We start from the raw sequence: 23,410 nt of genomic DNA, 5'->3' as shown, positions 1-23,410 counted from the left end.
CGCCGTCGGGTCCATGGGACGCGGCCGTCATCCGACGAGGAACGCGTCCCGGACCGGGGCCGATGCGGCTCAGTCCGAGCCCTCGTCGGGAATGTTGAGCAGGGTGCCGCAGGCCTTGCAGTGCACCGCGTCCGCCTCGTGCCGCTGCAGGCCGCAGGCCGGGCAGGGGAAGCGCACCTTGTAGGGCCGGAACAGCACCTGGGCGAGGCGCAGGAACAGCGTGACGCCGCAGATCATCACCACGACGGAGATCAGGCGCCCGGCCGTGCCCTGAAGGGTGACGTCGCCGTAGCCCGTCGTCGTGAGCGAGGTGACGGTGAAGTACAGTGCATCGACGTAGTTGCCGATGTTCGGGTTCGAGCTGTGCTGCGTCGCGTAGACGATGCTCGTCATGATGAAGATGAACACCGCGAGGTTCACCACCGCGATGATCACCTCCTCGTTGCGGCGGAAGAACCGAAAGTCCGCTCTCAGGCGGTCGAGCAGCTGGTAGGTCCGCAGAAGCCGGAGCGTGCGCATGATGCGCAGGAAGCCGGCGCCCTCGCCGACGATCGGGGCCAGGAAGGAGGCGATCGCCGCCACATCCGCCCAAGTCGTCGGCCGCAGGAACTCCCGGACCGGCCGCGGGCAGATGGCCAGCCGCGAGAGAAAATCGGCCGCGACAGCGACACCGATGAGGACGTCGATCCCCTCGACCAGCGGCTGACGCGGCAGGAAGGAGGAGACGATGATGAAGACGAGGGTGGACAGGTCGAAGGCGAGCAGCCCGTAGCGGAAGCGGTGCGCGCGGTCGCTGCTCCCGTCGTAGAGTTCCCGCAGCCTCTGCCTCACGCCCGCCATCTGCCACAGAGCGCCCGTCCGCCATCCGGGAGCATGAACGTTGCACGCGACCGGCTCGATCCACGGCGGACGCCGCTTCTGCGGGGGAGGGGTGCGCCCCCTGGCAGACCGCTACTTCCGGCAGGCGCCCTCGGACTTCGGATCCAGCTTGGCGAGGTCGAGGCGGCTCATGTTGCCGTCGATGGCAAAGTCTCCGTAATCGAGGTGGAGCCGCCCGCTGACGCCATCCTCGTAGAGGTCGAAGGTGAGGGTGTAGATCGGTGTCCGCTCGCCCTCGCCGGGGGTGAAGTAGCTCAGGGTCACCGGCCAGCGCCGCATGCCGGCATGGTCGCCCTCGCGCAGAGGCTTGTCGCGCTCGGTGTCGGCGGCGGGCGCCGCGTTCGGACGGCCGATGATGGCCAGCGTGTCGTAGACCTTGCGCCCGTCGTCCGAGCCGTCGAAGACCTTGGCCGGGACAGTGGTCTGGCCCGCTTTGGCCGCTTCGATCAGCCGGATCATATGGTGGATCGGGAACAGCACCGTCCCCTCGGCCTGGAACTGGTCGCGCTTGGGCTCCTTCAGCTTCACCTTCAGCGCGTCGCCCGCCTCGGCCGTCCCGTCCACCGCCGGCGACGGCGCATTGTTGAGGATGGTCGTGGTGCGGAAGCGGAAGCTCTTGCCATCGCCGTTCTCGAAGGTCGTGCTGCGCAGGTCCGAGGTGCGATCGCCGGACTCGCCGGAATTGAGCATCGTCACCTGACGCGTCTGCATGGTGTAGCCGCGGCAGGCGTCGCCCGAAAAATCGATGACGATGCGCCCGCGCACGCCCTCCACCGCCCGCGTACCCGTCGAGCGAGCGAGCGACAGATCGTAGACTGCCCGGTGATTGGTGAGCCGGATCGCGGTCTCGTCCGGTACCGGTGCGGCCGGCCCGGCCGCCAGAGCAGAGCCGGGCAGCGCGGCGAGAAGGAACAGGGCCGGCGCGAGGCGCAGTCGCATGCGATCTCCAAAGATCCGTTTCGAAGACCTGCTTCAGGTCGGTTGTCCACAGGCGCCCGGCCGGCGGAGCCCGCCCGTCACATAGTCATTGCGCCTCTTTGGACAATCTTTTTCGCGGAGCGTTCAAAGCGGGGCAGAGGCGCTGTCCCGGCCTTTGCGACCCGTCGAACGGCCTACGGCAACGGGCCGCGAGCGACCGCTCAAAGCGAAAAAGAACAATTTTATCCAGTTCGTTAAGGGACCCCGGCAAGGATCGTGGACATCCCGCCGTGACGGCTCCGAGCCCGCGGCCGCGAACGCGGATTGCCGGTGGAAACCGGCCTGTGAAACGCGCCGACCCTTGCTCCGCGGCCGAGCTGTCCTGTAGTCTCCACAGCGTCGCCATCCGAAGCTTTGGCGTCTGTTAACCGACATGTGCAGGGCCGGATTGCGGGTCCTGGCGAGGGTTGCTGTCGCTCCGCGCGGCTGCGGTGCCGCGCGGTCGGTCGGTTTTGCGTACATGAGGACGTTTCGACGTGGAGGGGGCAATGACGGAAGCGGTCCCGAGCTGGACGGATGAGCGCGTCGAGCTGCTTCGTCGCTTGTGGGACGATGGCTTGAGCGCCAGCCAGATCGCCCTCCAGATCGGTGGCGTCTCTCGCAACGCCGTCATCGGCAAGGTCCACCGCCTCGGCCTCGCCGGCCGCGTCAAGCCGATCGGCCCGGCCGCGGCTCAGGGACGTCGCAAGGATGACCTGCCCGCCGAGGTCGAGGTGGAGACGTTGGTCGTCGAGGAGCCGACGCTGCCGGAGCCGCCCGCGATCGTGGCGCACCGCCCCGCACCGAACTTTCCGCTGCGGCCGTCGCCGGCCCCGGAGCCGGTGGCGCTCGCCGTTTCCGAGCGGGTCACCATCATGGACCTGCGCGACTCCATGTGCCGCTGGCCGATGGGCGACCCCACCTCTCCGGAATTCCGCTTCTGCGGGGCACGCTCGATCACGGGCCTACCCTACTGCACCCAGCACGCGCAGGTCGCCTATCAGCCGGCGGCCGAGCGCAAGCGCGACCGCCGCGTCGCCGGCTTCCGCTGAGGTCTTCCGGACTCAACACGATCTTCGTGACGCGGCGCGATGTTCCGATCGCGCCGCCGAAATCGGACGCGACGACGGCTGAAGCTGCCTTCGGCTGATCGCCTCGGCTCTCGCGCCGCTCCGTCATCGCGAGCGCCCGCAAGGCGATCCACGGCGGGACATTTCCGGACCATGCGCAGCCCTGGAGGGCTTCGCGCGAACCGTCGGCACGAAGAACTCGGGTGCCGTCAGCCGATCGCGCGCGACGGGCTCGCGTCATGCGCCTACGAGATGATCGGTCTCACTCCGCGCCCGCGAACATCTCGTCGAACGAGTAGCCGGAGCCGCGGACGGTGCGGATCGGGTCGCTCTGGCGCGGGCGGTTGATCGCCTTGCGCAGGCGGCCGACATGGACGTCGACGGTGCGCTCGTCGATATAGACGTCGTGACCCCACACGCCGTCGAGCAGCTGCTCCCGCGAGAAGACCCGACCGGGGCTCTGCATCAGGTACTCGAGCAGCTTGAATTCGGTGGGCCCGAGATGGATCTCGCGGCCCTGGCGGCGGATGCGGTGGCTGACGCGGTCGAGCTCGATATCGCCGGCCACCAGCATGTCGGCGACGTGGGCGGGCTTGGCACGGCGCAGCAGGGCGCGCACGCGCGCGAGCAGTTCCGGCACCGAGAACGGCTTGACGACGTAGTCGTCGGCCCCCGTGGAGAGACCCCGGACGCGGTCGGCTTCTTCGCCCCGGGCAGTCAGCATGATCACGGGCAGCCGCTCGGTCTCGCGCCGCGCTCGGATGCGGCGGCACAGCTCGATGCCCGAGAGACCCGGCACCATCCAGTCGAGCAGGACGAGATCGGGCGTCATTTCGTGCAGACGCAGATCCGCCTCGTCGCCGCGGATGGCGACATCGACCGCGAAGCCTTCCGCTTCGAGGTTGTAGCGCAGCAGCGTCGTCAGCGATTCCTCGTCCTCGACGATCAGGATGCGCGCGCTCGTCATCGTCCGTCTTTCCATCCGTCGCGCCCGGCCGAGTCCTTCGGGAGATCGGCCGGAAGCGCCTGTTGGACGCCTCTCGCGTCCCGAGCGTCGCCCGGCGTCAGGCGCCGGGCGTCACTGTCGCGTAGTTCGAAGCGTCGTTCTTGGGCCGCTCGCCGGCCGGCGTCTCACCGGTAACGAGATACTCGATCGTCTCGGCGACGTTGGTGGTGTGGTCGCCGATGCGCTCCACGTTCTTGGCGCAGAACAGAAGGTGCGTACAGAACGAGATGTTGCGCGGATCCTCCATCATGTAGGTCAGGAGTTCGCGGAACAGCGAGTTGTAGAGCGCGTCGATGGCGCTGTCGCGCTCCCACACTTCGTGGGCGGCAGTGACGTCGCGGCTGGCATAGGCGTCGAGCACGTCCTTGAGCTGTTCCTGCACGAGGTCGCTCATGTGCTGGACGCCGAGCACGATCTTCTGCGGCTGCGCCTGATCGCTGATGGCCACGACGCGCTTGGCGATGTTCTTGGCGAGATCGCCGATCCGCTCGAGGTCACCCGAGACGCGGATGCCGGAGATCGTCTCGCGCAGGTCGATGGCGAGGGGTTGGCGCCGGGCGATGAGGAGAACGGAGCGCTCCTCGATCTCGCGCTGGAGCGTGTCGAGGCGCTTGTCGGCGACGATGACCGCCTGGGCCAGGGTCGTGTCCCGACGCACCAGCGCCTCGGTGGCATCGGTCATCATCTTCTCGGCCACGCCGCCCATCTCGGCGATCGAGCGGCGCAGGTTCTCGAGGTCGGTGTCGTAGGAGGAGACGATGTGCTCGGCCATGTCGCGAATTTCCCGATCAGGCAGTCGGACGAGAGCGCTCCCGGGTCGAGGCGGATACCGGTCCGGCCTCGGAGGAAGCGTCGAAACGAGGAGGCGGAGTGGGTCGCGACGGCTGCGCAGTCGCGACCGGGCTTAACCGAAGCGGCCGGTGATGTAGTCCTGGGTCTGCCGCTTGGCCGGATTCATGAAGATCTTCGTGGTGGCGTCGAACTCGATCAGCTCGCCGAGATACATGAACGCCGTGAACTGCGAGATGCGCGCGGCCTGCTGCATGTTGTGGGTCACGATGACGATGGTGAAGTCGGCACGCAGCTGCTCGATCAGCTCCTCGATCCGTCCGGTCGAGATCGGATCGAGAGCCGAGGTCGGCTCGTCGAACAGGATCACCTCGGGGCGCTGCGCCACGGTGCGGGCGATGCACAGGCGCTGCTGCTGACCGCCGGACAAGCCGGTGCCCGGCTGTTTCATCTTGTCCTTCACCTCATCCCAGAGCGCCGCCTTGCGCAGGGATTCCTCAACGCGCCCGTCCAGCTCGGACTTGGGCAGCTTCTCGTAGAGCCGCAGGCCGAAGGCGACGTTGTCGTAGATCGACATCGGGAAGGGCGTCGGCTTCTGGAACACCATGCCGACCCGCGAGCGCAGCTCGTTGAGGTCGACCTTGGAGTCGAGGACATTCTGCCCGTCGAGGAGGATCTCGCCCTCGGCGCGCTGCTCCGGATAGAGGCTGTAGATGCGGTTGAAGGTGCGCAGCAGCGTCGACTTCCCGCAGCCGGACGGCCCGATCAGCGCCGTGACCTGCCGGTCGCGGAAATCGAGGTTGATGTCCTTCAGGCCGTGGAAGCTGCCGTAGTAGAAGTTGAGGTCCTTGACGGCGATGCGCACGGGCGCCTTGACGTCGGCCGGGCTGCGGCCCTCGAACTGGCTTCGGATCGCGGGGGAGGCGCTCATCGGATCTCTCGTCGGTAGGAGGTCTGTCCCAGCGGCTCAGCGCGGCCGCTGGTCCTTGATCACGAAGCGGGCCACCACCGACAGGGCGAGGATGGTGACGGTGATGAGAAGCGCGCCGGACCAAGCGAGGCTCTGCCAGTTCGGATAGGGCGAGAGGGCGAACTGATAGATCATCACCGGCAGGTTCGGCACGCCGCCGAGCAGGTTCGCATTGAACCAGCTGTTGTTGTTGAGCGCCGTGAACAGGAGCGGCGCGGTCTCGCCGGCGATGCGGGCGAGCGCCAGGATGATACCGGTGACGATGCCCGCGCTCGCCGCGCGCCAGGTCACCGCGCGGATGACGAGGGAGCGGGGCGCGCCGAGCGCCGCTCCGGCCTCGCGCATCGGCCCGGGGACGAGGCGCAGCATGTCCTCGGTGGTGCGCACGATGACGGGGGTGGCGATGATGGCGAGCGCCACCGCGCCGGCCCAGCCGGAATAGGTGCCCATCGGCCGGACCATCAGCGTGTAGACGAAGAGGCCGATCAGGATCGACGGCGCCGAAAGCAGCACGTCGTTGAGGAAGCGGATGATGTCGGCGAGCTTCGAGGTCCGGCCGTACTCGGCCAGGAAGGTGCCGGCCATCAGCCCGATCGGGGTGGCGATGAGGATGCCGAGGAACGTCATCACGAGGCTGCCGAGGATGGCGTTGGCGATGCCGCCGCCCTCGGATCCCGGGCCCGGCGTCGGCGCCGTGAACAGGGAGGGCGAGAAGCCCTTCACGCCCTCGACGATCAGCATGAGCAGGATCGAGCCCAGGACGACGATGCCGAGCAGAGTGGCGATCGTGCTGGCAAGGATCAGCACGCGGTCGGCGATCCGCCGGCCGGGGCGCACGCGGCTGGCCGTCGGCGCGCGTCCGGCCGTCGCGATCGGGTTGCTGGCGTCCATGTTCGGCGTCCCTCGGGCTCGGGCAGTCTCGTACGGTGTCGCTCGGGCCGCTCGGCTCAGGCGACCTTGGCGCGCCGCACCAGCAGGCGGGCGATGATCAGCACGAAGAAGGTGATGATGAAGAGCAGGCAGCCGAGCGCCATCAGCGAAGAGAGCTGGAGCCCGTCCGCCTCATTGAACTCGTTGGCGATGCGCGAGGCGATGGTCGAGCCCGGATCGAAGATCGAGGCGGAGAGGCGGTTGGCGTTGCCGATCACGAAGGTGACCGCCATGGTCTCGCCGAGCGCCCGGCCGAGGCCGAGCATGATCGCGCCGATGATCGACACCGAGGCCTGCGGCACGAGCACGTGGCGCACGACCTCCCAGGTGGTGCAGCCGATGCCGTAGGCGCTCTCGCGCAGCACGGTCGGGATCTGGTCGAGCATGTCGCGGGTGATCGAGGCCACGAAGGGCACGATCATGATGGCGAGGATGATGCCGGCGGTGAGCACGCCGACGCCCGAGGGGATGCGGGCGTAGAGGATCGTGCCGAGGATCGGCATGCCCTCGACGAGGTTCGAGACCGGCACCTGCACGAAGCGGGCGAAGAGCGGGGCGAAGACGAACAGACCCCACATGCCGTAGATGATGCTGGGCACCGAGGCGAGCAGCTCGATGGTCATGGCGACCGGCTTGCGCGCCCAGCCCGGGCAGAGCTGCGTGAGGTAGACCGCGATGCCGAGCGAGATCGGCACGCCGATGATCAGCGCCAGCATCGCGGCCGCGACCGTGCCGATGACGGCGGGCAGGGCGCCGAACTGCTCGGTGCCGATGTTCCAGGCGCTGGAGGTGAGGAAGCCGAAGCCGAATTCCGAGAAGGCCGGCCACGCTCCGTAGATGATCGAACCGAGGATACCGGCCAGCACGAAGAGCACGAGCAGGGCGGAGGCGTAGGCGGCCCCCTGGAAGAGACGGTCGGCGCCCTTGCTCGGAGCGATACGGGCCACCGCGGTCTGGCGGTCGACGGCGAGGGTCTGGGTCAAGGCGGTCATCCGCGGAGGCTCTTCGGCTGGGGAGCGTGTAGCGCGCCGTCGCGCGCGAGGCGAGCGGATCACTTCAGGAAGAGCCCCCTCCCGAGCGGGAGAGGGCTCTTCTCGACACTCAGTTACCGGCGAAGACGGGCTTGCCGTCCTTCTTCACGGCCTTCCACTCGTCGTGGATCAGGCCGACGACGTTGTCGGGGAGCGGCACGTAATCGAGCTCGGTCGCGAGCTTGTCGCCATTCTTGTAGGCCCAGTCGAAGAACTTCAGCACGTCGGCGGCCTTGGCCGCGTCCGCAGGCTCCTTGTAGACCAGGATGAAGGTGGCGGCGGTGATCGGCCACGCGTCGTCACCGGCCTGGTTGGTCAGGGCGATCCCGAAACCGGGGGTCGACTTCCAGTCGGCGCTGGCGGCGGCGGCCTGGAAGGCCTTGTCGTCGGGCTGCGGGAACTTGCCGGCCTTGTTCTCGATCAGGGCGTAGGCAAGCTTGTTCTGCTTGGCATAGGCCGACTCGACGTAGCCGATGGAATTCGGAACCTGCTTGACGGTGGCGGTGACGCCCTCGTTGCCCTTTCCGCCCTGACCCACCGGCCAGCTCACGGTCGTGGCGGCGCCGAACTCCTTCTTCCAAGGATCGGAGACCGAGGAGAGATAGGTGGTGAAGATGTTGGTCGTGCCGGAGGCGTCCGAACGGTAGACCGGGGTGATGTTCGCCTCGGGCAGCTTCAGACCGTCATTGAGCTTGGCGATCTTCGGATCGGACCACTTCAGGATCTTGCCGGCGTAGATCTCGGCGATGATCTCGCCCGTCAGCTTGAGCTTGCCCGGCTCGAGGCCGGCGATGTTGACGACCGGAACCACGCCGCCCATCACGGTGGGGAACTGGATGAGGCCGTCCTTCTCGAGCTGGGCCGGCTTGAGGGGCGCGTCGGTGGCGCCGAAGTCAACGGTCTTGGCCTGGATCTGCTTGATGCCGCCGCCCGAGCCGATCGACTGATAGTTGAGACCGGTGCCGGTCTCCTTGCGGTAGGCTTCGGCCCACTTCGAGTAGACCGGGAAGGGGAAGGTGGCACCGGCGCCGGTGATGTCGGCGGCCACGGCCGAGGTCGCGAGCTGAGCGGCAGCGAGGCCGACCGCCAAGGCGTAAGCGAAAGGTTTCACAAGCATCTCCGTAGGGTGTCGGGCGCATTGTCGGGACCGATCCTGGATATTGGGACCGATCTCGCTGCGACACTGCTGCCATCTAGTGCGCCGACGCGCCGCCTCTATGACGCCCACATGACGGTGACATGACAGCCCCGGCGGAGACGGAATTTGATTGAGGATGGGACCGTCGGATGCTCTCGAGCGTTACGTGAACAGGTCCTGTGGCCGTCGTCCCAGCTGCTGTTACCCCCAAGGTACTGTCGCTGGAGGCTGCCTCAGCGATCTGGAACCCCGCGCGATCCGGGACCGCGGCGGGTTCATGCCAGTGAGTTCGAGGAGACCGTCGGCGTGACGGAACCGCATTCATCGCGCGAGGAGGATCCTGCGCTGGATCCAGCCGATCCTCAGGAGGCGGCCTATCGGGCGCTTCACGCGGAGCGGGCTGCCCTCGAAGAAGAGCTGACGCTGCAGCAGCAGCGCCAGCGGTTCGGCAGCGACGAACAGGAGATCGCCTCGGCACGGGCAACGGAATCCTCGCTGCTCAAGGATCTCGACCGCGTGCTGACGATGATTCGCGCCGCCGAGGTCCGGCGTCAGCAGCCGAAGGCGCGGCGCTGGCAGTAGCGCGGGCCGGCCCGTTCATCGCAGCGGGCCCGTAAGGTCCGGGCGGATCAGGGGCTGCGACGCCGGTCGCGCTCCTTCTGCCGCAGGCGCAGCAGCATCTCGACCTGCTCGGCCGTGATCGGCTGGGCGTCGCAGCGCTCCACATAGGCTTCGCGCAGGCCCTGCCCGATGCGGTCGCGGCTCTCGCCGTTCAGGGCCGGCATGGCGGCTTCGACGATCGCTCCGCTGGGATAGTCCGTCGCGAGATGTGCCATGGCTCGACCGGGCCAACTGTTCAGGATCCGTAACGCAACCGGCCAGCGGAAGCGATGATGCCCAGAATTGCACGAAGGTGGTTAACGGAGCCTTAAATTGCGAACGGCCTCACCCCTTCCCGGCAAAGCCGCCCTCAGCTCCGGCGGCTCCGCGCTCCTCTCCCAGATCTTCCTGCGCATCCTCTCCCGCACGAGCCCGCTCGGACGGGAACGCCTCCCGACCCGGTCGACGGGCGACGCGAGGGTGAAATGAAGCGGGCGGAGTGGGTGTGCTGGCGCACATCGGCGTGCCAATCCCGTCCAACCGGCAGCAGCCAACTCCCGAAGGCCCACACTTTTTAAGCCGCTCGGCAGGCGGAACGAGGCCATCATTCCTTTGCAGCGCCTGGGATGACGGACCGCTTCCGCGCCGTTTGCTCAATGTCGTTGGGCTGCCCGCCCCCATGCGGAACGCAGGCGACAGGCGGGTCGGCATTCTTCCGAGAATCCGGCCCGCCACGCCTCTCCGGCCAAGGCAGTCCGCGATAACCGAGCCGCTGATCAGCGCTCCGCCTCGCGCCGCTCTCCCTCCGCCTTGTCGCCCTGTCCCTGCTTTGCGCCGCCCTGGGGGTCGGTGTCGTCCTGGCCCGATGGCGTTCCGCTGCTATGACCCTGCGGCGTCAGCCGGGGGCGATCCGGCGCTTCGACTTCGTCCGGCTTTCTCGACTCGGCCATGGCATACCTCCACGGTGGCAACCCGAACCCCGGTCGAGAGTTCGCCGATCACGGACTGGCCGCGTGCCGGCAGGAGGCTGACTCACCTCGTAAGGGCAAGCCGGGAACGGGGAGCGCGACGAGAGGACCCACCGGAGCAGCCCCTCCGTCGTTGACCGAAGATGATGACGGACAGGACAACAATCCGCTCCCGCTCCGGCGCGCCGAGGAAGCAACGCGGGTGCTAACGGTAGCGCGCTCCGATCACCTCGTCCGTCCGCCAGACCGTCCGGCAAACCTTGAGCAGCTCGCGGGCCGGGGATGTCAGCATGAACACGTCGGGGACACACGATGTGTCCAGGACGGTGATCTCGATCTCCGTTCCCGAGAGGTCGTTCACCCAACATCCGATCGAGGTGTGTTCATCGACGGCGATCAAACCCGCCTCGCCGGTCGCAAGCGTTGCGTCGGGGTTGATCGCGGCTTGTCTGGACATCGATGTCCTCACGTGACCGCGCAAGCTTGGCAGGCACCATATAAGATGTCGTTTCGCGCCTCGTTAAAGTTGCAGCAAACGACCCTTGTCCACTCCGACACCGTGCAGGAACGGGATTGGGCGGTCCCAAACCCACCGGTTTCGGAGGCCGTCGCGACTCGGTTCCCCACCTTGGCACCGAACCCATCGTTCGGGCTCAGGCGGCGGGCTCAGCGCAGGAACCAGATGACGAGTCCGACCGTCAGGGCAGCCGCTGCGATGATACCGTAATAGGCGGACATGACCCCACGGTTGGTGCCGTGTCCCGTCCGCATTCTGCCGGCCCTGACGCGACGGGGCCCGGTCTCCTCGTCCCGCGCCATGGCAATGCGCGATGAGGACGAAGGCCTGCCGGCCGCCTCGTCATCGGTGCCGAGGGGCGACAGCCCGGGATCGTGGGCGGGGATCTTGTCGCCAGTGCGCCCGGAATCGATCTCGGCCTTCAACTGCGCGCTGGTCGGTCGCGTCGAGGCGGCGGGCGCTTCCGGCACACGGTCGGCGGGCGGGGGCGGCGTTTCGGATCGGAGGGCCATCGGTCAAACGTCTCCTTCACAACGCCCGCTGCCGTGATCACGGTGTGGACCGGCTCCTTCGGCGTGCGTCCGCGCTCAGGTCACTGAGCTCCGGCACCGCCGCTCCCGCCGCCGCCGCTGCCCTGCGGGACCGCGCGCTCGGGCTGGTTCGCGTTGCCGCCGGCCGCGGAGTTTCTGTTGATGGTGCCGGCCCCGGTCGCGCCGCGGGAGATCGTTCGGTCCCGACCACGCCCGCCCGTGACGCTGCCGTCGTTCGTGACGACTCCGCGGCTCTTGTGACGCGAGCGGGCATCGGCCGGCCCCGCCGTCAGCGGCACGAGACTCGCGGCGGCCAAGCCGACGGCGCTTGCGCAGATCAGGAAGGTCTTCATGGCTCGTCCCAGTGATCCATCCACCGGGGAACCCGGCGCGGCGGCTTTGTATCCAATCACCGGCCATTTGCGATCGATGGTGCTTTTCGCAGGGAGCGACGCTTCATCGCTTTGGAGCCGGAGGGATACGGCCGTGCCGTCACGGGCTTTCCGCTCCAGCGCCGCCCGCGCGACCGCGGAGGGCGCGGCATGATTTCGGCCGCCACGACCGCGAACACAGCTGCCCAATGACCCAGAACCACCTGACGCTCGATCACCTTCGGCAAACGCCTCTGCCGATGCCCCAGGAGGGCGGCAAGGAGCAACGCGGCACCGTTCTCGTCGTCGGCGGGTCCGTCGAGGTTCCGGGCGCCGCCCTCCTGGCCGGGATCGCCGCGCTCCGGAGCGGAGCCGGCCGCCTCCGGATCGCGACCGTCAGGACGGCCGCGGCGAACCTAGCCGTCGCGGTGCCCGAGGCCCGTGTCATCGGGCTCGCCGAAACGGACGAAGGCGCGATCGATCCGGCGGATGCCGTGGCGCGCCTGCCGGCCCTGGCGGAGCGCTGCGACGCGGCGCTGGTCGGCCCGGGCCTGAACGCCGACGCGGTCGCAACGGCCCTCTCCCGCACGCTGCTGGCGGCCCATTCGACGGCCGCGCTGGTGCTTGATGCAGGGGTGATCGCCGGTCTCGGCGGACAGGCCGAGGCGGTTCGGTGCTGCCGCGGTCGCGCGGTGATCACACCCCATGCCGGTGAGATGGCCCGGCTGCTCGACATCGATCGCGGGGCGGTCGAGGCGGATCCTCTGGCAGCCGCCCGCCGGGCCGCCGCGCTTCTCGGATGCGTCGTGATCATGAAGGGGGCCAAGAGCTGGATCGTCGATCCCGGCGGTGGGGCTTGGCTCTACGACGGTGGCGGTGTGGGGCTTGCCACCTCAGGCTCCGGCGATGTTCTCTCGGGCATCGTCGCAGGCCTCCTCGCACGGGGCGCCGAGACGGCGACGGCGGCCGCCTGGGGCGTCTACCTGCACGGGCAGGCGGGGCGGCGCTTGGCCGAACGAGTGGGACCGATCGGCTTCCTGGCACGGGAGATCGCCGGCGAAATCCCCGCCCTCTTGCGCGAGGCCTAGGGCGCGTCGCTCGGCACACGCTTCGATGCCGGGAACATGGCCCCAAGCGCGAAGGTTTTGCCCTACCTCAGACCAGGGAGGGCGATCATGACGCAGTCGGAGCCAGTGAAACCCGGCGATGACGCGCCGCCCGGAACGCCCGGTACGGGCGAGAACCTGTGCCCCCGGTGCGGGGGGAGCGGTCGTGTCGAAGCCAAGAGCTGCCCGGACTGCAACGGCACCGGCAAGGTCGTCACCGGCATCGGCGGCGGCTGACGATCCTCTGCCGAGGTTTGCAGAGCGCTCAGCAAGCCAAGGAGAGGCCTCTCACAAGCTGTCAACCGGCCTAAGCGCGTCAGAGAACGCGCCGCGCCGTCTGCCTCTCAGCCAGCCAGTTCGATCCCTGCCGACCGAGTGATCTGGACTGCCCCGGACCGCCGCGCGCTGACCCGGGACGGGATCCGCTCCGACCGTCTGGAGCGTCCCGCTTCTCGACCGGTATCGCCGCGATGGGGCAAGAGCGCGCCGTCTGCAGCGAATCATCTTTCGCAAAATTGGCTCACCCGACGTCGCCTTCTGTGCTAGAACGAAAACGGAACAGACGTGTGGCCTGTCTCCAGGCGGCAGGAAGGTGACGGTCGCACGCCGTCCGTACCGCTGCGGCAAGCCTGGATGACGGCCGATCCGGCCTCAGCGAGGGAGAACGCGGGTGACGATGCGGACGACCTATCTCGTGCAGACCTTCGTGCTGAAGCGCAAACGCCTGTGTCCGGGCGATCAGCAGGTGTCGCCGACGGTAAGCGGTGCGCTGAAGCGCGCGGAGGCGATGGCGGCGCGGCTGCCGGGCACGGCCGCTATCCAGATCGTGGCCGACGACGAGACCGGGGAGCTGGAAAGCGCAACGATTCTCGGCCGGTTCGGCGACGTGCCGGATGATTTTGCCGACACGCTGCAAGCCGCCTGACGCGGGGATCGAAGAGAGGAATCACATGGCCTTCAAGCCGAAATCGGCCGCGGAGACGAAAGCGCGCGATCTGGGTTTGGCCCTAGCACGCATCGCCGAGAGCGAGGGCATGCCCGCCCATGTCGGCGTGGATGCCCTGCGTCGCGCCAGTCCGCGCCTGACGCCGCTGGCGATCGGACAGATGGTGCGCAAGCACCGCGACATCGTCGAAGAGACGCTGACCGAGCGCGGGCTGACGCTCATCGACTATGCCGATCAGGGACCGGGACGCGGAATGGAATTCACGGTCGTCGACGCGTGAGGCGCCACCACTTAGAAGAACCGAGCCATGGACGCCGTGCGCCGGGTCGGCGCCTACCTGCAGGTTCAGGACGGTGACGGCTGCCGTCACCTGCTGCGCGTCTCCAGTGTGCAGGCGGTCAGCGACACTGATCTGATGCGCAACGAGACCTTCATCACCGCGGCGGGACGCACGATCCGCGTGCCGCAGCCGCTCGACGAAATCGTGCCGCTGATCTCTCCGGGTGAACGGTTGCCGGTCGATGAGGACGCGAAGCCCTGGCCGTTCTGAATGATGATCGGGGAAGAGAGCAAAGGTCCATTCGCGGCCTCGAATCCAGGCAACGCGGCTGAGCCCTCTCTCGCTCATCCGGCAAGAGGACTGTTGCCGCGCGATAAGTGGCGACCTCAGGAACGATCGGCGCGGGCCGGTCTTGTCTCGGCACGTCGAGAACCTGAGGAGAGCCGCGTGGACGATGATCGTGTCTGGTCGTTCGAAAAAAGCCTCTGGACCGGAGGGTCGGACCATTATCGTGAATTGGTCGATGACGAGTGCCTGATGGCGCTGCCGCATCCGCCCTACGTCTTCGGCGGCGCGCAGGCGATCGAGGCGGTCTCCGACACGCCGCGCTGGTCGGAGGTCGTGATCGACGACGGCCGGATCGCCCGTCCCCAGGAGGGCCTCATCGTCATCGCCTATTCGGTGACGGCCAAACGGGGCGAGGAGACCTACGAGGCGCACTGCACTTCGACCTACCGCCGGCTCTCCCATGAGGAGTGGCGCGTCGTGCAGCATCAGCAGACCCCACGCATCCTCGCGCCGGCAGTCGATGAGGGACACTGACGGACCTGTCGCGTTTCCCATGGCAGCCGTCGACGGATAGGTCCGCCTTCTGCGGGGAGCCGGCTGTTGACAAACCGCAACAACGGGTAGGGCGGCCGCACGACTGCTCGATGGCTCCGTCTCCGGTTTGAACGGCGAGCGATCCGCCCAGCCAGCTTGGCTGATTGGTCGGAAAAGCGGCCTCGCATCCGAGTGAACGTGCCCCGCAGCGCTGAATGAGCGATGAGGTCACGGTGCGATTGCGGGTGACGTTCCAACCCGTAAGACGGCTGTTCAACCGTCGGAGGCGGCGCAAATATGCGGCCTTCAAATCATGTTGAAAGATTTGGCTCCCCGAGCAGATCGCGAATAAGCTAGCTGCTGCAGCAACTTAACCCCCGCACCCGGGGGTAACAGCACCCTTTGACGCAAAAGGGAAATTTTTGGCTTGCCCCGCACCATCTGCGGAGCGTTTTCCAATTGCGCACCTCGCTGACCCGAAGACCGACGCCCACCCGATCACAGTCGTGTACAGCCCTCGGTCTCGTTGACACGGCCGCCGGCTGCCAGTTGGGGGAGAAGGGTCGTCGCTAATCTCGAGACCGGCGCGAGCCTCAAGCGCAGCGCGTTATGCACTGCTATCCTGATCGCGCGGTCGCATCAGGATTGAAGTCACTGACGCACGTTATATTGCATCTGGCTGATGCATGATATTTCATGCGGGCGGAGGTAGGCGTCGTGACACACCAACAGACCCAAGAGGACCGGATCAAAGCAGTTGCAGAGATCTTGTCGCGGCTGCGACTGGATCAGCGGCCCTTACCGTCATCTGGCCGCCTTCCTCACGACATCGCACGCGCCCTCGCTGAGCAGGTTGTCGACGTGCTGGCTACCTTTGATCGGCGGACTCACGGGTAGTGGTGTGAGCAAGCTCTGGCTCGAGCTCCAGGGCGCGCCTTCGATGAGCCAAGTCGGGTTTCCATGTCAGTAGGCCTGAGGCAAGCTGGCGCCCCTATGCCGTCGGCCCCGCCATCAGCCGGCAGCCGCAATGCTCCTTCCCGAACTCGCGTCCGATCCCTTCCCGCCCGAAGCCGCCGAGTGGCGTAAGGCCTTCGGCATTCTCCGCTCTACCAGCCCGCAGTGCCGCTACGTCAGCGCGGCTGCCTGGGCCAACGTCCACGACGCCTGCTCCGACTTCATCGCGCGATTCGGCGCCGAGGCCGTCCGCCTGGGCTGGACAGCAACCGGGCTTTTCGGCGTTCATCCCAAGCACGGCACGCTGCGAGTCGATTGGTGCGGGGGGATGATCACGGGCGGTCACAAGGCGATCGGCATCGAGCCGAACCGGATCCTGTTCGGCAACGTGAGCGGCTACCGGAACGTGCCGGGCGCACCGGTCGGCGTTCTGATCTGCGCTTCGCGGCTCCGGCGCAGATGGCTTGAGCCTGGCGGATCAGGCGTGCGCCACGGGTAGCTCGTTCACCTGCGTGGTGTAGCGCGGCGTGCGCATCGCGAACTTCGTCGTCCAGGTATGCCGCTGCCGCTCTAGGCCAGCCCGCGCCGGCACCACGCTTCCGCGGCCGAAGCGGGCGTTGCAGGCGTCCATCGCGCCCATGAGCCGCGTCGAGCGCTCGCGGTCAAGCCGACCGATCAACGCCCGCTGCGAGGCGGCCAGCGGCACAAGGTCGACCGTCACCACGCCCGCCTTCGCGTAGCGCCAGGGCGGGTTGTCCTGTTCGCGCCAGGTGCGGGCCACGCCATGCAGCGCCGCAGGGATCAGCGCCAGCGTGTCGTTGGTCGCCTCTGGCAGCGTCACCATCGTCGAAACCGAGCGCGTCGGCTCGCCGCGGTCGTGTTCGCTCGTGTGGTAGAAGACGGTGATGTGATCGGTCCCCAGCCCTTCCCGCCGTAGCTTCTCGCCGAGCCGCGTGGCGTGAGCCGCTACCGCCTGCTCCAGTTCGGATCGCTCCGTCATCCGGCCGGAGAACGAGCGCGTCACGGCGCAGCCCTTGCGCCGGGCCGGCACGAGTTCGAGCCCAAGGCATGAGAGGCCGCGCAGCTCGTGGATCATGCGCTCGCCCACCACCGTCAGAGCCTTGCGCACCGGCCGCGGGTCGATATCGCGCAGGTCTGCCACGGTGTCGATGCCGAGGGTTTCCAGCTTCGGCAGCGAGGCCCAGCCGACGCCCCACAGTTCGCCAAAGTGGATCCGGCAGAGCCAGTGCTCGTAAGCCGCCGGCTCGGTCAAGTCGCACACGCCGTCGAGCTCCGGCACGGTCTTGGCGATGTGGTTGGCGAGTTTGGCGAGCGTTTTGGTCGGGCCGATGCCGACGCAGGTCGGGATGCCGGTCCAGGCCCGCACGGTGGCGCGGATGTCCCGGGCGAGCGCGACACGAGTCCGGCGCACGAAGCCGGACAGATCGAGGAAGCTCTCGTCGATCGAGTAGACCTCCACGTCGGGCGTGGCGTCGCGATAGATCGCGTTGATGCGCGCCGACATGTCTCCGTATAGGGTGTAGTTCGAGGAGAACACGCGCACGCCCTGGGCCTCGCAGAGCCCGCGGATCTTGAAGTTGGGGTCGCCCATCTTGATCTCGAGCGCTTTGGCCTCGGTGGTGCGGGCGATGGCACAGCCATCGTTGCTGCTCAGCACGATCACCGGCACGCGGGCGAGCCTTGCGTCGAACACGCGCTCGCACGAGCAGTAGAAGCTGTTGCCGTCGATGAGCGCGAGGGCGCGGCCGCCACCGATCCGGTCGCGCAGACGAGCGTCGGCGCCGCTCATCGGCCTTGTCCGCCGCGGGCGACGTGCCAGCGGATGGTGAAGCGCACCACGCCCCAGACATCGACCTCGGCCAACTCATCGAGCGCGTAGACGGGCAGGGCCGCATAGTCGAAGGCAAGGCGTGCGGTGTTGCCCTCGACTACCATGCGCTTGATCGACATTTCGCCATCGACCGCCGCGACGACGACGCTGCCATGGCCAGGCTTGAGGCTGCGATCGACGCAGGCAAGGTCCCCGTCGAAGATCCCAGCATCACGCATCGAGTCGCTGGCGATGCGCCAGAGGAAGGTGGCAGGCGGGTTCGGCACGAGCCAGCGCGGCAGCTCCAGTGCGTTCTCCACGAAGTCATCAGCTGGCGAGGGGAAACTTGCACAGAGTGCCGGTCCCATCAGCGGCACACGGAATGTGGAAAACCCTTCCTGCGGTAGCTCCGTGGCCGTGTGCAGCCTCACCCGAGCCCCCATCTGCGCTAGAACAGATGAGGAACAAACGGCACGCGCGCCGCTGGTTCAATCGAGTCGACAGACCAAGCGCAAACGGCTGTGGGCGCCTGTGGATAACGGGGATGAAGGGGTGATGACGACGTCGCAGGAGCGCTGCCACGTCCACTGCACGGACGGCCTCGATGTCGTCTTCGACCTGAAGGGGCGCGCCGTGTCCGATGAAGATCTGCGCCCAGTTTGCGCCACCGTGGCGTTCGAGCTGATGCAGAGCTGCGCTGCGCCGCTCGACTGGTCAGCTTGGATTGTCGACGTGCACGACGCCTACGGGCAGCACGTGATGACGATGGGCTTCGACGAGATCGCGAACGAGGTCGGCTGCCTGCCGGCGCTGGCAGCCTGAGGAGAGCACCATGGCAATGAAGACGGCCCTCCTCGTGCAAACCTTTGCGCTGAAGCGGAAGCGGCTCGTCCCCGGCGATCGGCAGGTCTCAAACACCAACAGCGGTGCGATGAAGCGGGCCGAGGCGATGGCCACGCGCATGCCGGGAACGGCCGCCCTCCAGATCGTGGCCGACGACGAGATAGGCGAGCTGGAGAGTGGGCCGATCCTCGGCCAGTACGGTGAGGTGGACGAATCTGTCGAGAGCCTGCGGGCTGCGTAACCGTGGCGGCGAGTACGGGCCTCCCGACCCACCGTTACCTGTTCCTAGCCCTACCCGATGATCCGCCGTCGCGCGATGTGGTGCGTCTCCACGTCGAAGAGGCCGACGAGAAGATCGCGATCAACGGGCTGTGGCCTCGGAGCCGCTAGATCTCCGGACACTTATCTGTGCGCCGATCAAAGGCCAGACGACCGCCGACAAGCTGCTGGAGTTGCCTGCCAAGCATTTTCTTCGGCGTGAGGCGCACAGGCTCCAAGGCGGCTGGTCAGATAACGATTTAGGCTTAGGAGCGCCAGCCGAGGTACGGAAGCGGATGCTGGCGGCGGCGTGATAGCGACCTTTGGCTTAAAACCGAGCCCGTGCGTACGAGGATCTGAGCACAGCCTGTCCTCCAGAGCCTCAACCGTGCCAGGCTCGACGGCCATCTACGGTCTGGACAATCGAACAAACGTCATGTCTGGCTTCACCAAGGTCCAAGCCGCATCAGCGTGAGGCATGGAGATTGGAACGAGCGGCGTGTGGCTTGCGGCCATGCCGCCTGAGCGAGGGCGTACCGTGGATCAAGGCTACAAATGCATCTCCATCCATGGGGGAGTACTATATTTTTCGGAAGCTGAAAAAGCTCTGCGCGCAGGCGAGGACATAAACCATCCGCAAGTGGTTCGCGTCATAATCGAGGGAAATTCGGCATTTTTTTCGTACAGAGACAGCTACGGCGACGTCCGCTACGTCATGCCAAGTAACCACGGCTTGACCACTTATAAGTCAAAAGACTTCATAGCAGATCCCATGAGAGCTATCGCCTATGTTGATACATATATGTATTTTGAAAAAAATAGGTTCTTTTTGTCGTGCAACCCAGATGGCTCGGTAGATTTTAAGGTTTATATGGAAATCTATGAACGGTTTTTCTTGTTGCCTGACGATTCTTTGCACTCAAGCATTCTCAGCAACGACTGGTATTCACAGGAAAGAAAGGCTGTCGTGCGAAAATCACAAATCGCGATTGCAGATAATTTCCGCATAAATTTCGGCGGCGTGTACTTATCATTTGACTCTCTGACAAATTATACATCGATGGGCGACAAAGAGTTCAGCGTCGTTTATGATGAATTTAAAATTGATCGCATCTCGCTATACAATCCAGCGATATATTTTTCTGCCTTCGGGAGAGAGCAATCTTTTACTTTGCTGAACATGTGCATCCGAAGCATTGAGGCGCATGGCAACTTCGATGGTAGGTATTTGATAATTAGCAATAGAGATGAAGATTATATTTATACATTACTAGATTTTATCGAGCCAGAACGCCTCGAAATAATTGCAATGCCTGTTATTGATGAAATCGATATGGTTTGTGCGCGCTTCAAAATTTCGGGCCTATCAACTATCCAGCAATATCAGCCAGTTCTTTATATGGACACCGATATTATCTGCAACTCACCGATCGATAATCTCTTTTTAGAAATCATGGCCGGCAAAAGCAACATTTTCGTTAAAGCCGAAGGCGAGCTGTCATTGGACCCCTACGGAGGCGTTCTAACCTCGAAAGACGAAAATGCCGAGATTACATACCCAAATGTTGGATTTAGCACCGGTGTCATCGGATTTAGAAACACTCAGCGGGTGAAAATAGACTTCGAGTCGATCGTAAACTGCATTTATCTTCAAATTCAGACTGGAACGGACAGGCACAGCCATCAGGTCTATGATCAACCAGTCGCGAACTATTATTTCAACAAGCTGTCAAGTTACGATGTTGTCGCTGTCGACCGTTTCATACATGGATGGCCACCAATCGAAAACGATCAGATCACTGGCAAAGGGCTGATTCACTTCTGCGGTGGCGTAGGCCCAATGCACAAAATTGACCGCATAAAAAGCTACTTCGAACACGTCATGGCACCGGATACACTATAGCTGACAAAACCGTAATTATATGCATATGGACCTTGTGGAGAATTCCGATGGATAGAACGCGTCTCAACAATATCGTTATCAACGCGACAGGCTCGATCGTGCAACATGGCCCATTTAAGGGGATGAAACTCATCAACAAATTTTCGTGGGGTGACGGAGATATTAGTACGAAGCTATTGGGCATGTATGAGCAGGAGCTACACCCCGCTTTGATCGAAGCGTCAAATGAACGGTATGGCTCTGTCGTAGATGTCGGCTGCGCGGAAGGGTTCTACGCAGTTGGTCTAGCAAGAATGTTTAAAGATCTAAGTGTTTATGCCTTCGACTTAAACGACCGGGCATTGGCGGTGGCGCGGGAGGCTGCCGAAGAAAACGGTGTTGCGAGTCTCATAGCCTTTGGAAATGATTGCACACGGGAACACTTACGAGATATTGTCCTAAAGCAAGGGCGTTCTTTTATACTTTGCGACTGCGAAGGGTACGAATTTGACTTGCTTTGCAACCCAGAGGCTGCGGGTTACCTTCGGTCATCTGATATCCTGATAGAATGTCATGACTTTATAAATGGTCATATAACACCAAGCTTGTTTGCGCATTTCCTCCCGACTCATCAAATCGAAGTAATTTGGGCGGCTGGCAGAAACCCAAATGCCTTCCCGATACTTGCAAATCTAACAGACCCAGAGCGGTGGAATCTGGTGTCTGAAAATAGGATGTGTCAACAACACTGGCTTTTCATGCGAGCTAAAGAGCGGTAGCCGCAGTTCCTACTTGTCGCTACCAACTAGCAAGCGCAGCACGCTTCCACGTATTCTTGGCTACACAGGCATAGATATAATCACCGCTGAACCGCAGGTCGCCAGCGTTGCATGGCGACCTTGATGACGAAGGCGTTCCAGTACCCACGTTTAGTCCAGCGACACGCGCGAACCCCTGCGGGTCTACTGTGAACCCTGGACTCTGAATAGCATATCCCGAATAGGTGCCCTCCAGCTTTAACCCCACTGGAGATGCGGACTTATCGTTGATGCTAGCCGTAGAGTGGGAGCAGGTTGTGACGCCCGAAGAGCAAACACCAATTCCTACTGCGCCAGAGCTTTCGGTGATGATGTCTGCGATCTTTGAGGCTTTAGCGCCAGCAATGCGGATACCGAAGTAGGCGGCATAGGAGTTACCAGACACAGGCTCGCCATCTACCTGAATGTGTCCCGTCAGCATATTTTTACCTCCGGAACGCATGAAGAGATTGAAGCAGTCGCCGTTGCCAAATCCACAATTAGTACCGCTGTTATTTCCAAAATCAAGCTCCGTATTGACGTGAAAACTTGGCATCACGCCAGGTTTTAGCTCGACATTATGTGCTTGCGCCCAAGTGGAGCCTGCGCCCGTTTTGACTGTCTGCTCGTTGTAGAAGTTCGCTTTCACGGCGATTGCGGGATCGTTGATCCATTCCCAGACCACTGTACCGTCGGCGAAGGTAGACGGCAGGCTTGCCGGACGTACGGCAGGCGGTGCCGATGTGCCGCTCGTACCAGCCTTCACCGCGCGGTAGACTGCCCCGGTTCCATTCGGCTCGATCCGATTGATGTTGTCCCCGATCGCGTACGAGTAGCGCGGTTTCCATGGGGTGGAGCGGCCGGTTGCTACGGTCCCGACAATAGCGAGAAGCTGTTCCTGAGCTACACCGTCCAGTTGCGAAGAGCCTGAGATGAGAAGGCTTGCTCGCTGATGGTCGAAAAAGCTCGGCACGACCGAACCGTTGGTGGGACCACGGACACAAGAAAGCTCGGGACAAAAGCTTATGCGGTTTCCGAGTCCGAAGCTGATCGCTGCAGGGTTGTAAATCCCAGAAATCGAGAGATCTGGTTTTTTTCGGCTACTATGAACCGTTAGTCCGGACTCCATGAAGCTGATGATGGGCGGAACGATATCGGCGCACAGTGTGGCAGCAAGTGTTCCAGTTCCTGGCTTGTTCATCTCCGGCATACTGCAAAGCTGGGCCGCCACGCCTGACTTGTCGGGCTGCTGTTGATCAAAAGCATTTGCTGATAAAGTCATAATCAACTGCAATACGAGTATAGTCGGTATGAACCTAATCATCTCTCATACTTCCGTGTTTTCAGCGTCGCTGCTGGCGGCGCAACGTGCGCTTTGATGTTCTGCAACCAGCATACCGGATTGGTGATAATCTGTAGCCTGCCCGCCTGAATATAGCCCTCTGTCGATACCATCACGAAAAAGCCCCAAGGCCGGAGCCTCGGGTCGGTGTGTCGACGGATGTTAACGGCCGGCATTAGCCTCCGCGCCCAGGTTGCCCCTGCCGCTCCTGCCTGGTCACGCGAAGCAACTCGATCATCATAGACATTTGCTCTTCGATCCGGTCTAAGCGCTCCTCGAACTTCGGCAGCCTGTCCCGATCGCGTTCCTGATTCGAGCCCGCTCGGCGAGACGGAGATCGTTCTCGGTGAGGCTTCCGATCTTGCTGTCAAGCCCGGCCGTATAGTTGCAGGCACAATAGATCTGACCTGCCACGGCCGCTGCGAGCCCGCACACCGCCCAGACGGGGGCGCGCCGCGGCAAAGTCCCGATGCCATCGGTCGCGTTCTCGGAAGCCTATAGAGCCGTGCCCGTTCACGTAGCGACGGCCAAGTCTGTATCGTAACCGGCTGCGGCGAGGCAGTTTCGGCACTCATCGGCTGTGAAGCGAGGGC

At 64.4% G+C, this 23,410-nt stretch carries 29 protein-coding genes; 13 read left to right on the top strand and 16 right to left on the bottom strand.

Translation table 11 applies throughout. The annotated features are described in order from the left end of the window. Positions 1-69 precede the first annotated feature (69 nt). Positions 70-840: a potassium channel family protein gene (locus tag HNR01_RS18745; protein WP_183669052.1), complete on the bottom strand. Its 771-nt coding sequence runs from the start codon at positions 838-840 to the stop codon at positions 70-72. A 111-nt stretch (positions 841-951) separates the two neighbouring features. Beyond that, positions 952-1,818: a cell envelope integrity EipB family protein gene (locus tag HNR01_RS18740; RefSeq protein WP_183669050.1), complete on the bottom strand. Its 867-nt coding sequence runs from the start codon at positions 1,816-1,818 to the stop codon at positions 952-954. Between the two features lie 527 nt (positions 1,819-2,345). Here HNR01_RS18740 and HNR01_RS18735 point away from each other — a divergent pair. Next, on the top strand, positions 2,346-2,888 hold the full coding sequence (locus tag HNR01_RS18735) for a GcrA family cell cycle regulator (RefSeq protein WP_183669048.1): 543 nt from the start codon (positions 2,346-2,348) through the stop codon (positions 2,886-2,888). A 280-nt stretch (positions 2,889-3,168) separates the two neighbouring features. Here HNR01_RS18735 and phoB read toward each other — a convergent pair whose 3' ends face one another. The 6 genes from phoB to pstS all read right to left on the bottom strand — a co-directional run bounded on the left by phoB (position 3,169) and on the right by pstS (position 8,743). Beyond that, the gene (phoB, locus tag HNR01_RS18730; RefSeq protein WP_017483366.1) at positions 3,169-3,873 is read right to left on the bottom strand and encodes a phosphate regulon transcriptional regulator PhoB; all 705 of its coding nucleotides are present in this window, start codon (positions 3,871-3,873) and stop codon (positions 3,169-3,171) included. A gap of 97 nt (positions 3,874-3,970) precedes the next feature. Continuing rightward, positions 3,971-4,684 carry a phosphate signaling complex protein PhoU gene (gene phoU, locus HNR01_RS18725; RefSeq protein ID WP_017483367.1) on the bottom strand — a complete coding sequence of 238 codons (714 nt, stop codon included), beginning with the start codon at positions 4,682-4,684 and terminating at the stop codon, positions 3,971-3,973. Positions 4,685-4,816: 132 nt separating this feature from the next. After that, a complete protein-coding gene (gene pstB, locus HNR01_RS18720) occupies positions 4,817-5,632 on the bottom strand; it encodes a phosphate ABC transporter ATP-binding protein PstB (RefSeq protein ID WP_017483368.1) in 816 nt (271 codons plus the stop codon). A 36-nt stretch (positions 5,633-5,668) separates the two neighbouring features. Further along, positions 5,669-6,562, bottom strand: coding sequence for a phosphate ABC transporter permease PstA (gene pstA, locus HNR01_RS18715; protein ID WP_096487498.1), 894 nt, complete (start codon positions 6,560-6,562; stop codon positions 5,669-5,671). A 56-nt stretch (positions 6,563-6,618) separates the two neighbouring features. Beyond that, complete coding sequence (gene pstC / locus HNR01_RS18710; RefSeq protein ID WP_017483370.1) at positions 6,619-7,593, bottom strand: phosphate ABC transporter permease subunit PstC; 975 nt, start codon at positions 7,591-7,593, stop codon at positions 6,619-6,621. A gap of 109 nt (positions 7,594-7,702) precedes the next feature. After that, positions 7,703-8,743, bottom strand: a complete 1,041-nt coding sequence (pstS, locus tag HNR01_RS18705; RefSeq protein ID WP_183669046.1) for a phosphate ABC transporter substrate-binding protein PstS — start codon at positions 8,741-8,743, stop codon at positions 7,703-7,705. A gap of 333 nt (positions 8,744-9,076) precedes the next feature. Between pstS and HNR01_RS18700 the strand changes: the two genes are divergently transcribed. Then, a complete protein-coding gene (locus HNR01_RS18700) occupies positions 9,077-9,352 on the top strand; it encodes a hypothetical protein (protein WP_017483372.1) in 276 nt (91 codons plus the stop codon). Between the two features lie 47 nt (positions 9,353-9,399). On the opposite strand, the gene HNR01_RS18695 is transcribed toward HNR01_RS18700, so the two are convergent. The 5 genes from HNR01_RS18695 to HNR01_RS18675 form a co-directional block, all read right to left on the bottom strand. Continuing rightward, complete coding sequence (locus HNR01_RS18695; protein ID WP_017483373.1) at positions 9,400-9,606, bottom strand: hypothetical protein; 207 nt, start codon at positions 9,604-9,606, stop codon at positions 9,400-9,402. A 540-nt stretch (positions 9,607-10,146) separates the two neighbouring features. Beyond that, the gene (locus tag HNR01_RS18690; RefSeq protein ID WP_183669045.1) at positions 10,147-10,320 is read right to left on the bottom strand and encodes a hypothetical protein; all 174 of its coding nucleotides are present in this window, start codon (positions 10,318-10,320) and stop codon (positions 10,147-10,149) included. Positions 10,321-10,543: 223 nt separating this feature from the next. Then, positions 10,544-10,795 (bottom strand): PilZ domain-containing protein, encoded by a 252-nt coding sequence (locus HNR01_RS18685; protein ID WP_183669043.1) that lies wholly within the window; start codon positions 10,793-10,795, stop codon positions 10,544-10,546. A gap of 209 nt (positions 10,796-11,004) precedes the next feature. Then, positions 11,005-11,367 (bottom strand): hypothetical protein, encoded by a 363-nt coding sequence (locus HNR01_RS18680; RefSeq protein WP_017483376.1) that lies wholly within the window; start codon positions 11,365-11,367, stop codon positions 11,005-11,007. Positions 11,368-11,447: 80 nt separating this feature from the next. Then, positions 11,448-11,738 carry a hypothetical protein gene (locus HNR01_RS18675; protein ID WP_183669041.1) on the bottom strand — a complete coding sequence of 97 codons (291 nt, stop codon included), beginning with the start codon at positions 11,736-11,738 and terminating at the stop codon, positions 11,448-11,450. Between the two features lie 227 nt (positions 11,739-11,965). Here HNR01_RS18675 and HNR01_RS18670 point away from each other — a divergent pair, with 227 nt between their 5' ends. The 7 genes from HNR01_RS18670 (at position 11,966) to HNR01_RS18640 (ending at position 16,363) form a co-directional block, all read left to right on the top strand. Next, positions 11,966-12,844 carry an NAD(P)H-hydrate dehydratase gene (locus HNR01_RS18670; protein WP_183669039.1) on the top strand — a complete coding sequence of 293 codons (879 nt, stop codon included), beginning with the start codon at positions 11,966-11,968 and terminating at the stop codon, positions 12,842-12,844. Positions 12,845-12,931: 87 nt separating this feature from the next. Beyond that, positions 12,932-13,099 carry a hypothetical protein gene (locus tag HNR01_RS18665; protein ID WP_183669037.1) on the top strand — a complete coding sequence of 56 codons (168 nt, stop codon included), beginning with the start codon at positions 12,932-12,934 and terminating at the stop codon, positions 13,097-13,099. 433 nt (positions 13,100-13,532) lie between these two features. Then, the gene (locus HNR01_RS18660) at positions 13,533-13,787 is read left to right on the top strand and encodes a hypothetical protein (protein WP_026105362.1); all 255 of its coding nucleotides are present in this window, start codon (positions 13,533-13,535) and stop codon (positions 13,785-13,787) included. A gap of 25 nt (positions 13,788-13,812) precedes the next feature. Continuing rightward, positions 13,813-14,088 (top strand): adenylosuccinate synthase, encoded by a 276-nt coding sequence (locus HNR01_RS18655; RefSeq protein WP_153873214.1) that lies wholly within the window; start codon positions 13,813-13,815, stop codon positions 14,086-14,088. 27 nt (positions 14,089-14,115) lie between these two features. Further along, positions 14,116-14,358 carry a hypothetical protein gene (locus HNR01_RS18650; RefSeq protein ID WP_183669035.1) on the top strand — a complete coding sequence of 81 codons (243 nt, stop codon included), beginning with the start codon at positions 14,116-14,118 and terminating at the stop codon, positions 14,356-14,358. Between the two features lie 177 nt (positions 14,359-14,535). Continuing rightward, the gene (locus HNR01_RS18645) at positions 14,536-14,910 is read left to right on the top strand and encodes a DUF4440 domain-containing protein (protein ID WP_183669033.1); all 375 of its coding nucleotides are present in this window, start codon (positions 14,536-14,538) and stop codon (positions 14,908-14,910) included. 1,027 nt (positions 14,911-15,937) lie between these two features. After that, on the top strand, positions 15,938-16,363 hold the full coding sequence (locus tag HNR01_RS18640; RefSeq protein WP_183669032.1) for a hypothetical protein: 426 nt from the start codon (positions 15,938-15,940) through the stop codon (positions 16,361-16,363). Here the strand turns inward: HNR01_RS18640 and HNR01_RS18635 are convergent. Then, positions 16,343-17,674 carry a Y-family DNA polymerase gene (locus tag HNR01_RS18635; RefSeq protein WP_183669030.1) on the bottom strand — a complete coding sequence of 444 codons (1,332 nt, stop codon included), beginning with the start codon at positions 17,672-17,674 and terminating at the stop codon, positions 16,343-16,345. The genes HNR01_RS18640 and HNR01_RS18635 overlap by 21 nt on opposite strands. After that, positions 17,671-18,126 carry a LexA family protein gene (locus HNR01_RS18630; RefSeq protein WP_446685699.1) on the bottom strand — a complete coding sequence of 152 codons (456 nt, stop codon included), beginning with the start codon at positions 18,124-18,126 and terminating at the stop codon, positions 17,671-17,673. The genes HNR01_RS18635 and HNR01_RS18630 overlap by 4 nt, the downstream gene beginning before the upstream one ends. Positions 18,127-18,250: 124 nt before the next feature. Here HNR01_RS18630 and HNR01_RS18625 point away from each other — a divergent pair, with 124 nt between their 5' ends. The 4 genes from HNR01_RS18625 (at position 18,251) to HNR01_RS18610 (ending at position 21,457) form a co-directional block, all read left to right on the top strand. Further along, on the top strand, positions 18,251-18,517 hold the full coding sequence (locus HNR01_RS18625; protein ID WP_183669028.1) for a hypothetical protein: 267 nt from the start codon (positions 18,251-18,253) through the stop codon (positions 18,515-18,517). Between the two features lie 10 nt (positions 18,518-18,527). Next, entirely contained in the window at positions 18,528-18,779 is a 252-nt protein-coding gene (locus HNR01_RS18620; protein WP_183669026.1) for a hypothetical protein, read from the top strand. Positions 18,780-19,274: 495 nt separating this feature from the next. Then, positions 19,275-20,699, top strand: coding sequence for a glycosyltransferase family protein (locus HNR01_RS18615; protein WP_183669024.1), 1,425 nt, complete (start codon positions 19,275-19,277; stop codon positions 20,697-20,699). A 47-nt stretch (positions 20,700-20,746) separates the two neighbouring features. Then, positions 20,747-21,457, top strand: a complete 711-nt coding sequence (locus HNR01_RS18610) for a methyltransferase (RefSeq protein WP_183669022.1) — start codon at positions 20,747-20,749, stop codon at positions 21,455-21,457. A 19-nt stretch (positions 21,458-21,476) separates the two neighbouring features. Here HNR01_RS18610 and HNR01_RS18605 read toward each other — a convergent pair whose 3' ends face one another. Next, the gene (locus HNR01_RS18605; protein ID WP_183669020.1) at positions 21,477-22,799 is read right to left on the bottom strand and encodes a hypothetical protein; all 1,323 of its coding nucleotides are present in this window, start codon (positions 22,797-22,799) and stop codon (positions 21,477-21,479) included. Between the last annotated feature and the right edge of the window lie 611 nt (positions 22,800-23,410).

Source organism: Methylorubrum rhodesianum, assembly GCF_014199985.1.
GTDB classification, from domain to species: Bacteria; Pseudomonadota; Alphaproteobacteria; order Rhizobiales; family Beijerinckiaceae; genus Methylobacterium; species Methylobacterium rhodesianum.
This window is presented reverse-complemented; position numbering and strand designations above follow the sequence as displayed.

What these genes read in the sequence shown, in the direction of transcription:
- HNR01_RS18615 (WP_183669024.1), top strand. Translation starts at nt 19,275, where the DNA reads ATGGAGATTGGAACGAGCGGCGTGTGGCTTGCGGCCATGCCGCCTGAG.
- pstB (WP_017483368.1), bottom strand. Translation starts at nt 5,632, where the DNA reads ATGAGCGCCTCCCCCGCGATCCGAAGCCAGTTCGAGGGCCGCAGCCCG.
- HNR01_RS18620 (WP_183669026.1), top strand. Translation starts at nt 18,528, where the DNA reads ATGGCAATGAAGACGGCCCTCCTCGTGCAAACCTTTGCGCTGAAGCGG.
- HNR01_RS18740 (WP_183669050.1), bottom strand. Translation starts at nt 1,818, where the DNA reads ATGCGACTGCGCCTCGCGCCGGCCCTGTTCCTTCTCGCCGCGCTGCCC.
- pstC (WP_017483370.1), bottom strand. Translation starts at nt 7,593, where the DNA reads ATGACCGCCTTGACCCAGACCCTCGCCGTCGACCGCCAGACCGCGGTG.
- HNR01_RS18640 (WP_183669032.1), top strand. Translation starts at nt 15,938, where the DNA reads ATGCTCCTTCCCGAACTCGCGTCCGATCCCTTCCCGCCCGAAGCCGCC.
- pstA (WP_096487498.1), bottom strand. Translation starts at nt 6,562, where the DNA reads ATGGACGCCAGCAACCCGATCGCGACGGCCGGACGCGCGCCGACGGCC.
- HNR01_RS18610 (WP_183669022.1), top strand. Translation starts at nt 20,747, where the DNA reads ATGGATAGAACGCGTCTCAACAATATCGTTATCAACGCGACAGGCTCG.
- phoB (WP_017483366.1), bottom strand. Translation starts at nt 3,873, where the DNA reads ATGACGAGCGCGCGCATCCTGATCGTCGAGGACGAGGAATCGCTGACG.
- HNR01_RS18605 (WP_183669020.1), bottom strand. Translation starts at nt 22,799, where the DNA reads ATGATTAGGTTCATACCGACTATACTCGTATTGCAGTTGATTATGACT.
- HNR01_RS18650 (WP_183669035.1), top strand. Translation starts at nt 14,116, where the DNA reads ATGGACGCCGTGCGCCGGGTCGGCGCCTACCTGCAGGTTCAGGACGGT.
- HNR01_RS18745 (WP_183669052.1), bottom strand. Translation starts at nt 840, where the DNA reads ATGGCGGGCGTGAGGCAGAGGCTGCGGGAACTCTACGACGGGAGCAGC.
- HNR01_RS18675 (WP_183669041.1), bottom strand. Translation starts at nt 11,738, where the DNA reads ATGAAGACCTTCCTGATCTGCGCAAGCGCCGTCGGCTTGGCCGCCGCG.
- HNR01_RS18655 (WP_153873214.1), top strand. Translation starts at nt 13,813, where the DNA reads ATGGCCTTCAAGCCGAAATCGGCCGCGGAGACGAAAGCGCGCGATCTG.
- HNR01_RS18635 (WP_183669030.1), bottom strand. Translation starts at nt 17,674, where the DNA reads ATGAGCGGCGCCGACGCTCGTCTGCGCGACCGGATCGGTGGCGGCCGC.
- HNR01_RS18690 (WP_183669045.1), bottom strand. Translation starts at nt 10,320, where the DNA reads ATGGCCGAGTCGAGAAAGCCGGACGAAGTCGAAGCGCCGGATCGCCCC.
- HNR01_RS18735 (WP_183669048.1), top strand. Translation starts at nt 2,346, where the DNA reads ATGACGGAAGCGGTCCCGAGCTGGACGGATGAGCGCGTCGAGCTGCTT.
- HNR01_RS18665 (WP_183669037.1), top strand. Translation starts at nt 12,932, where the DNA reads ATGACGCAGTCGGAGCCAGTGAAACCCGGCGATGACGCGCCGCCCGGA.
- HNR01_RS18670 (WP_183669039.1), top strand. Translation starts at nt 11,966, where the DNA reads ATGACCCAGAACCACCTGACGCTCGATCACCTTCGGCAAACGCCTCTG.
- phoU (WP_017483367.1), bottom strand. Translation starts at nt 4,684, where the DNA reads ATGGCCGAGCACATCGTCTCCTCCTACGACACCGACCTCGAGAACCTG.
- HNR01_RS18685 (WP_183669043.1), bottom strand. Translation starts at nt 10,795, where the DNA reads ATGTCCAGACAAGCCGCGATCAACCCCGACGCAACGCTTGCGACCGGC.
- HNR01_RS18695 (WP_017483373.1), bottom strand. Translation starts at nt 9,606, where the DNA reads ATGGCACATCTCGCGACGGACTATCCCAGCGGAGCGATCGTCGAAGCC.
- HNR01_RS18625 (WP_183669028.1), top strand. Translation starts at nt 18,251, where the DNA reads ATGACGACGTCGCAGGAGCGCTGCCACGTCCACTGCACGGACGGCCTC.
- HNR01_RS18680 (WP_017483376.1), bottom strand. Translation starts at nt 11,367, where the DNA reads ATGGCCCTCCGATCCGAAACGCCGCCCCCGCCCGCCGACCGTGTGCCG.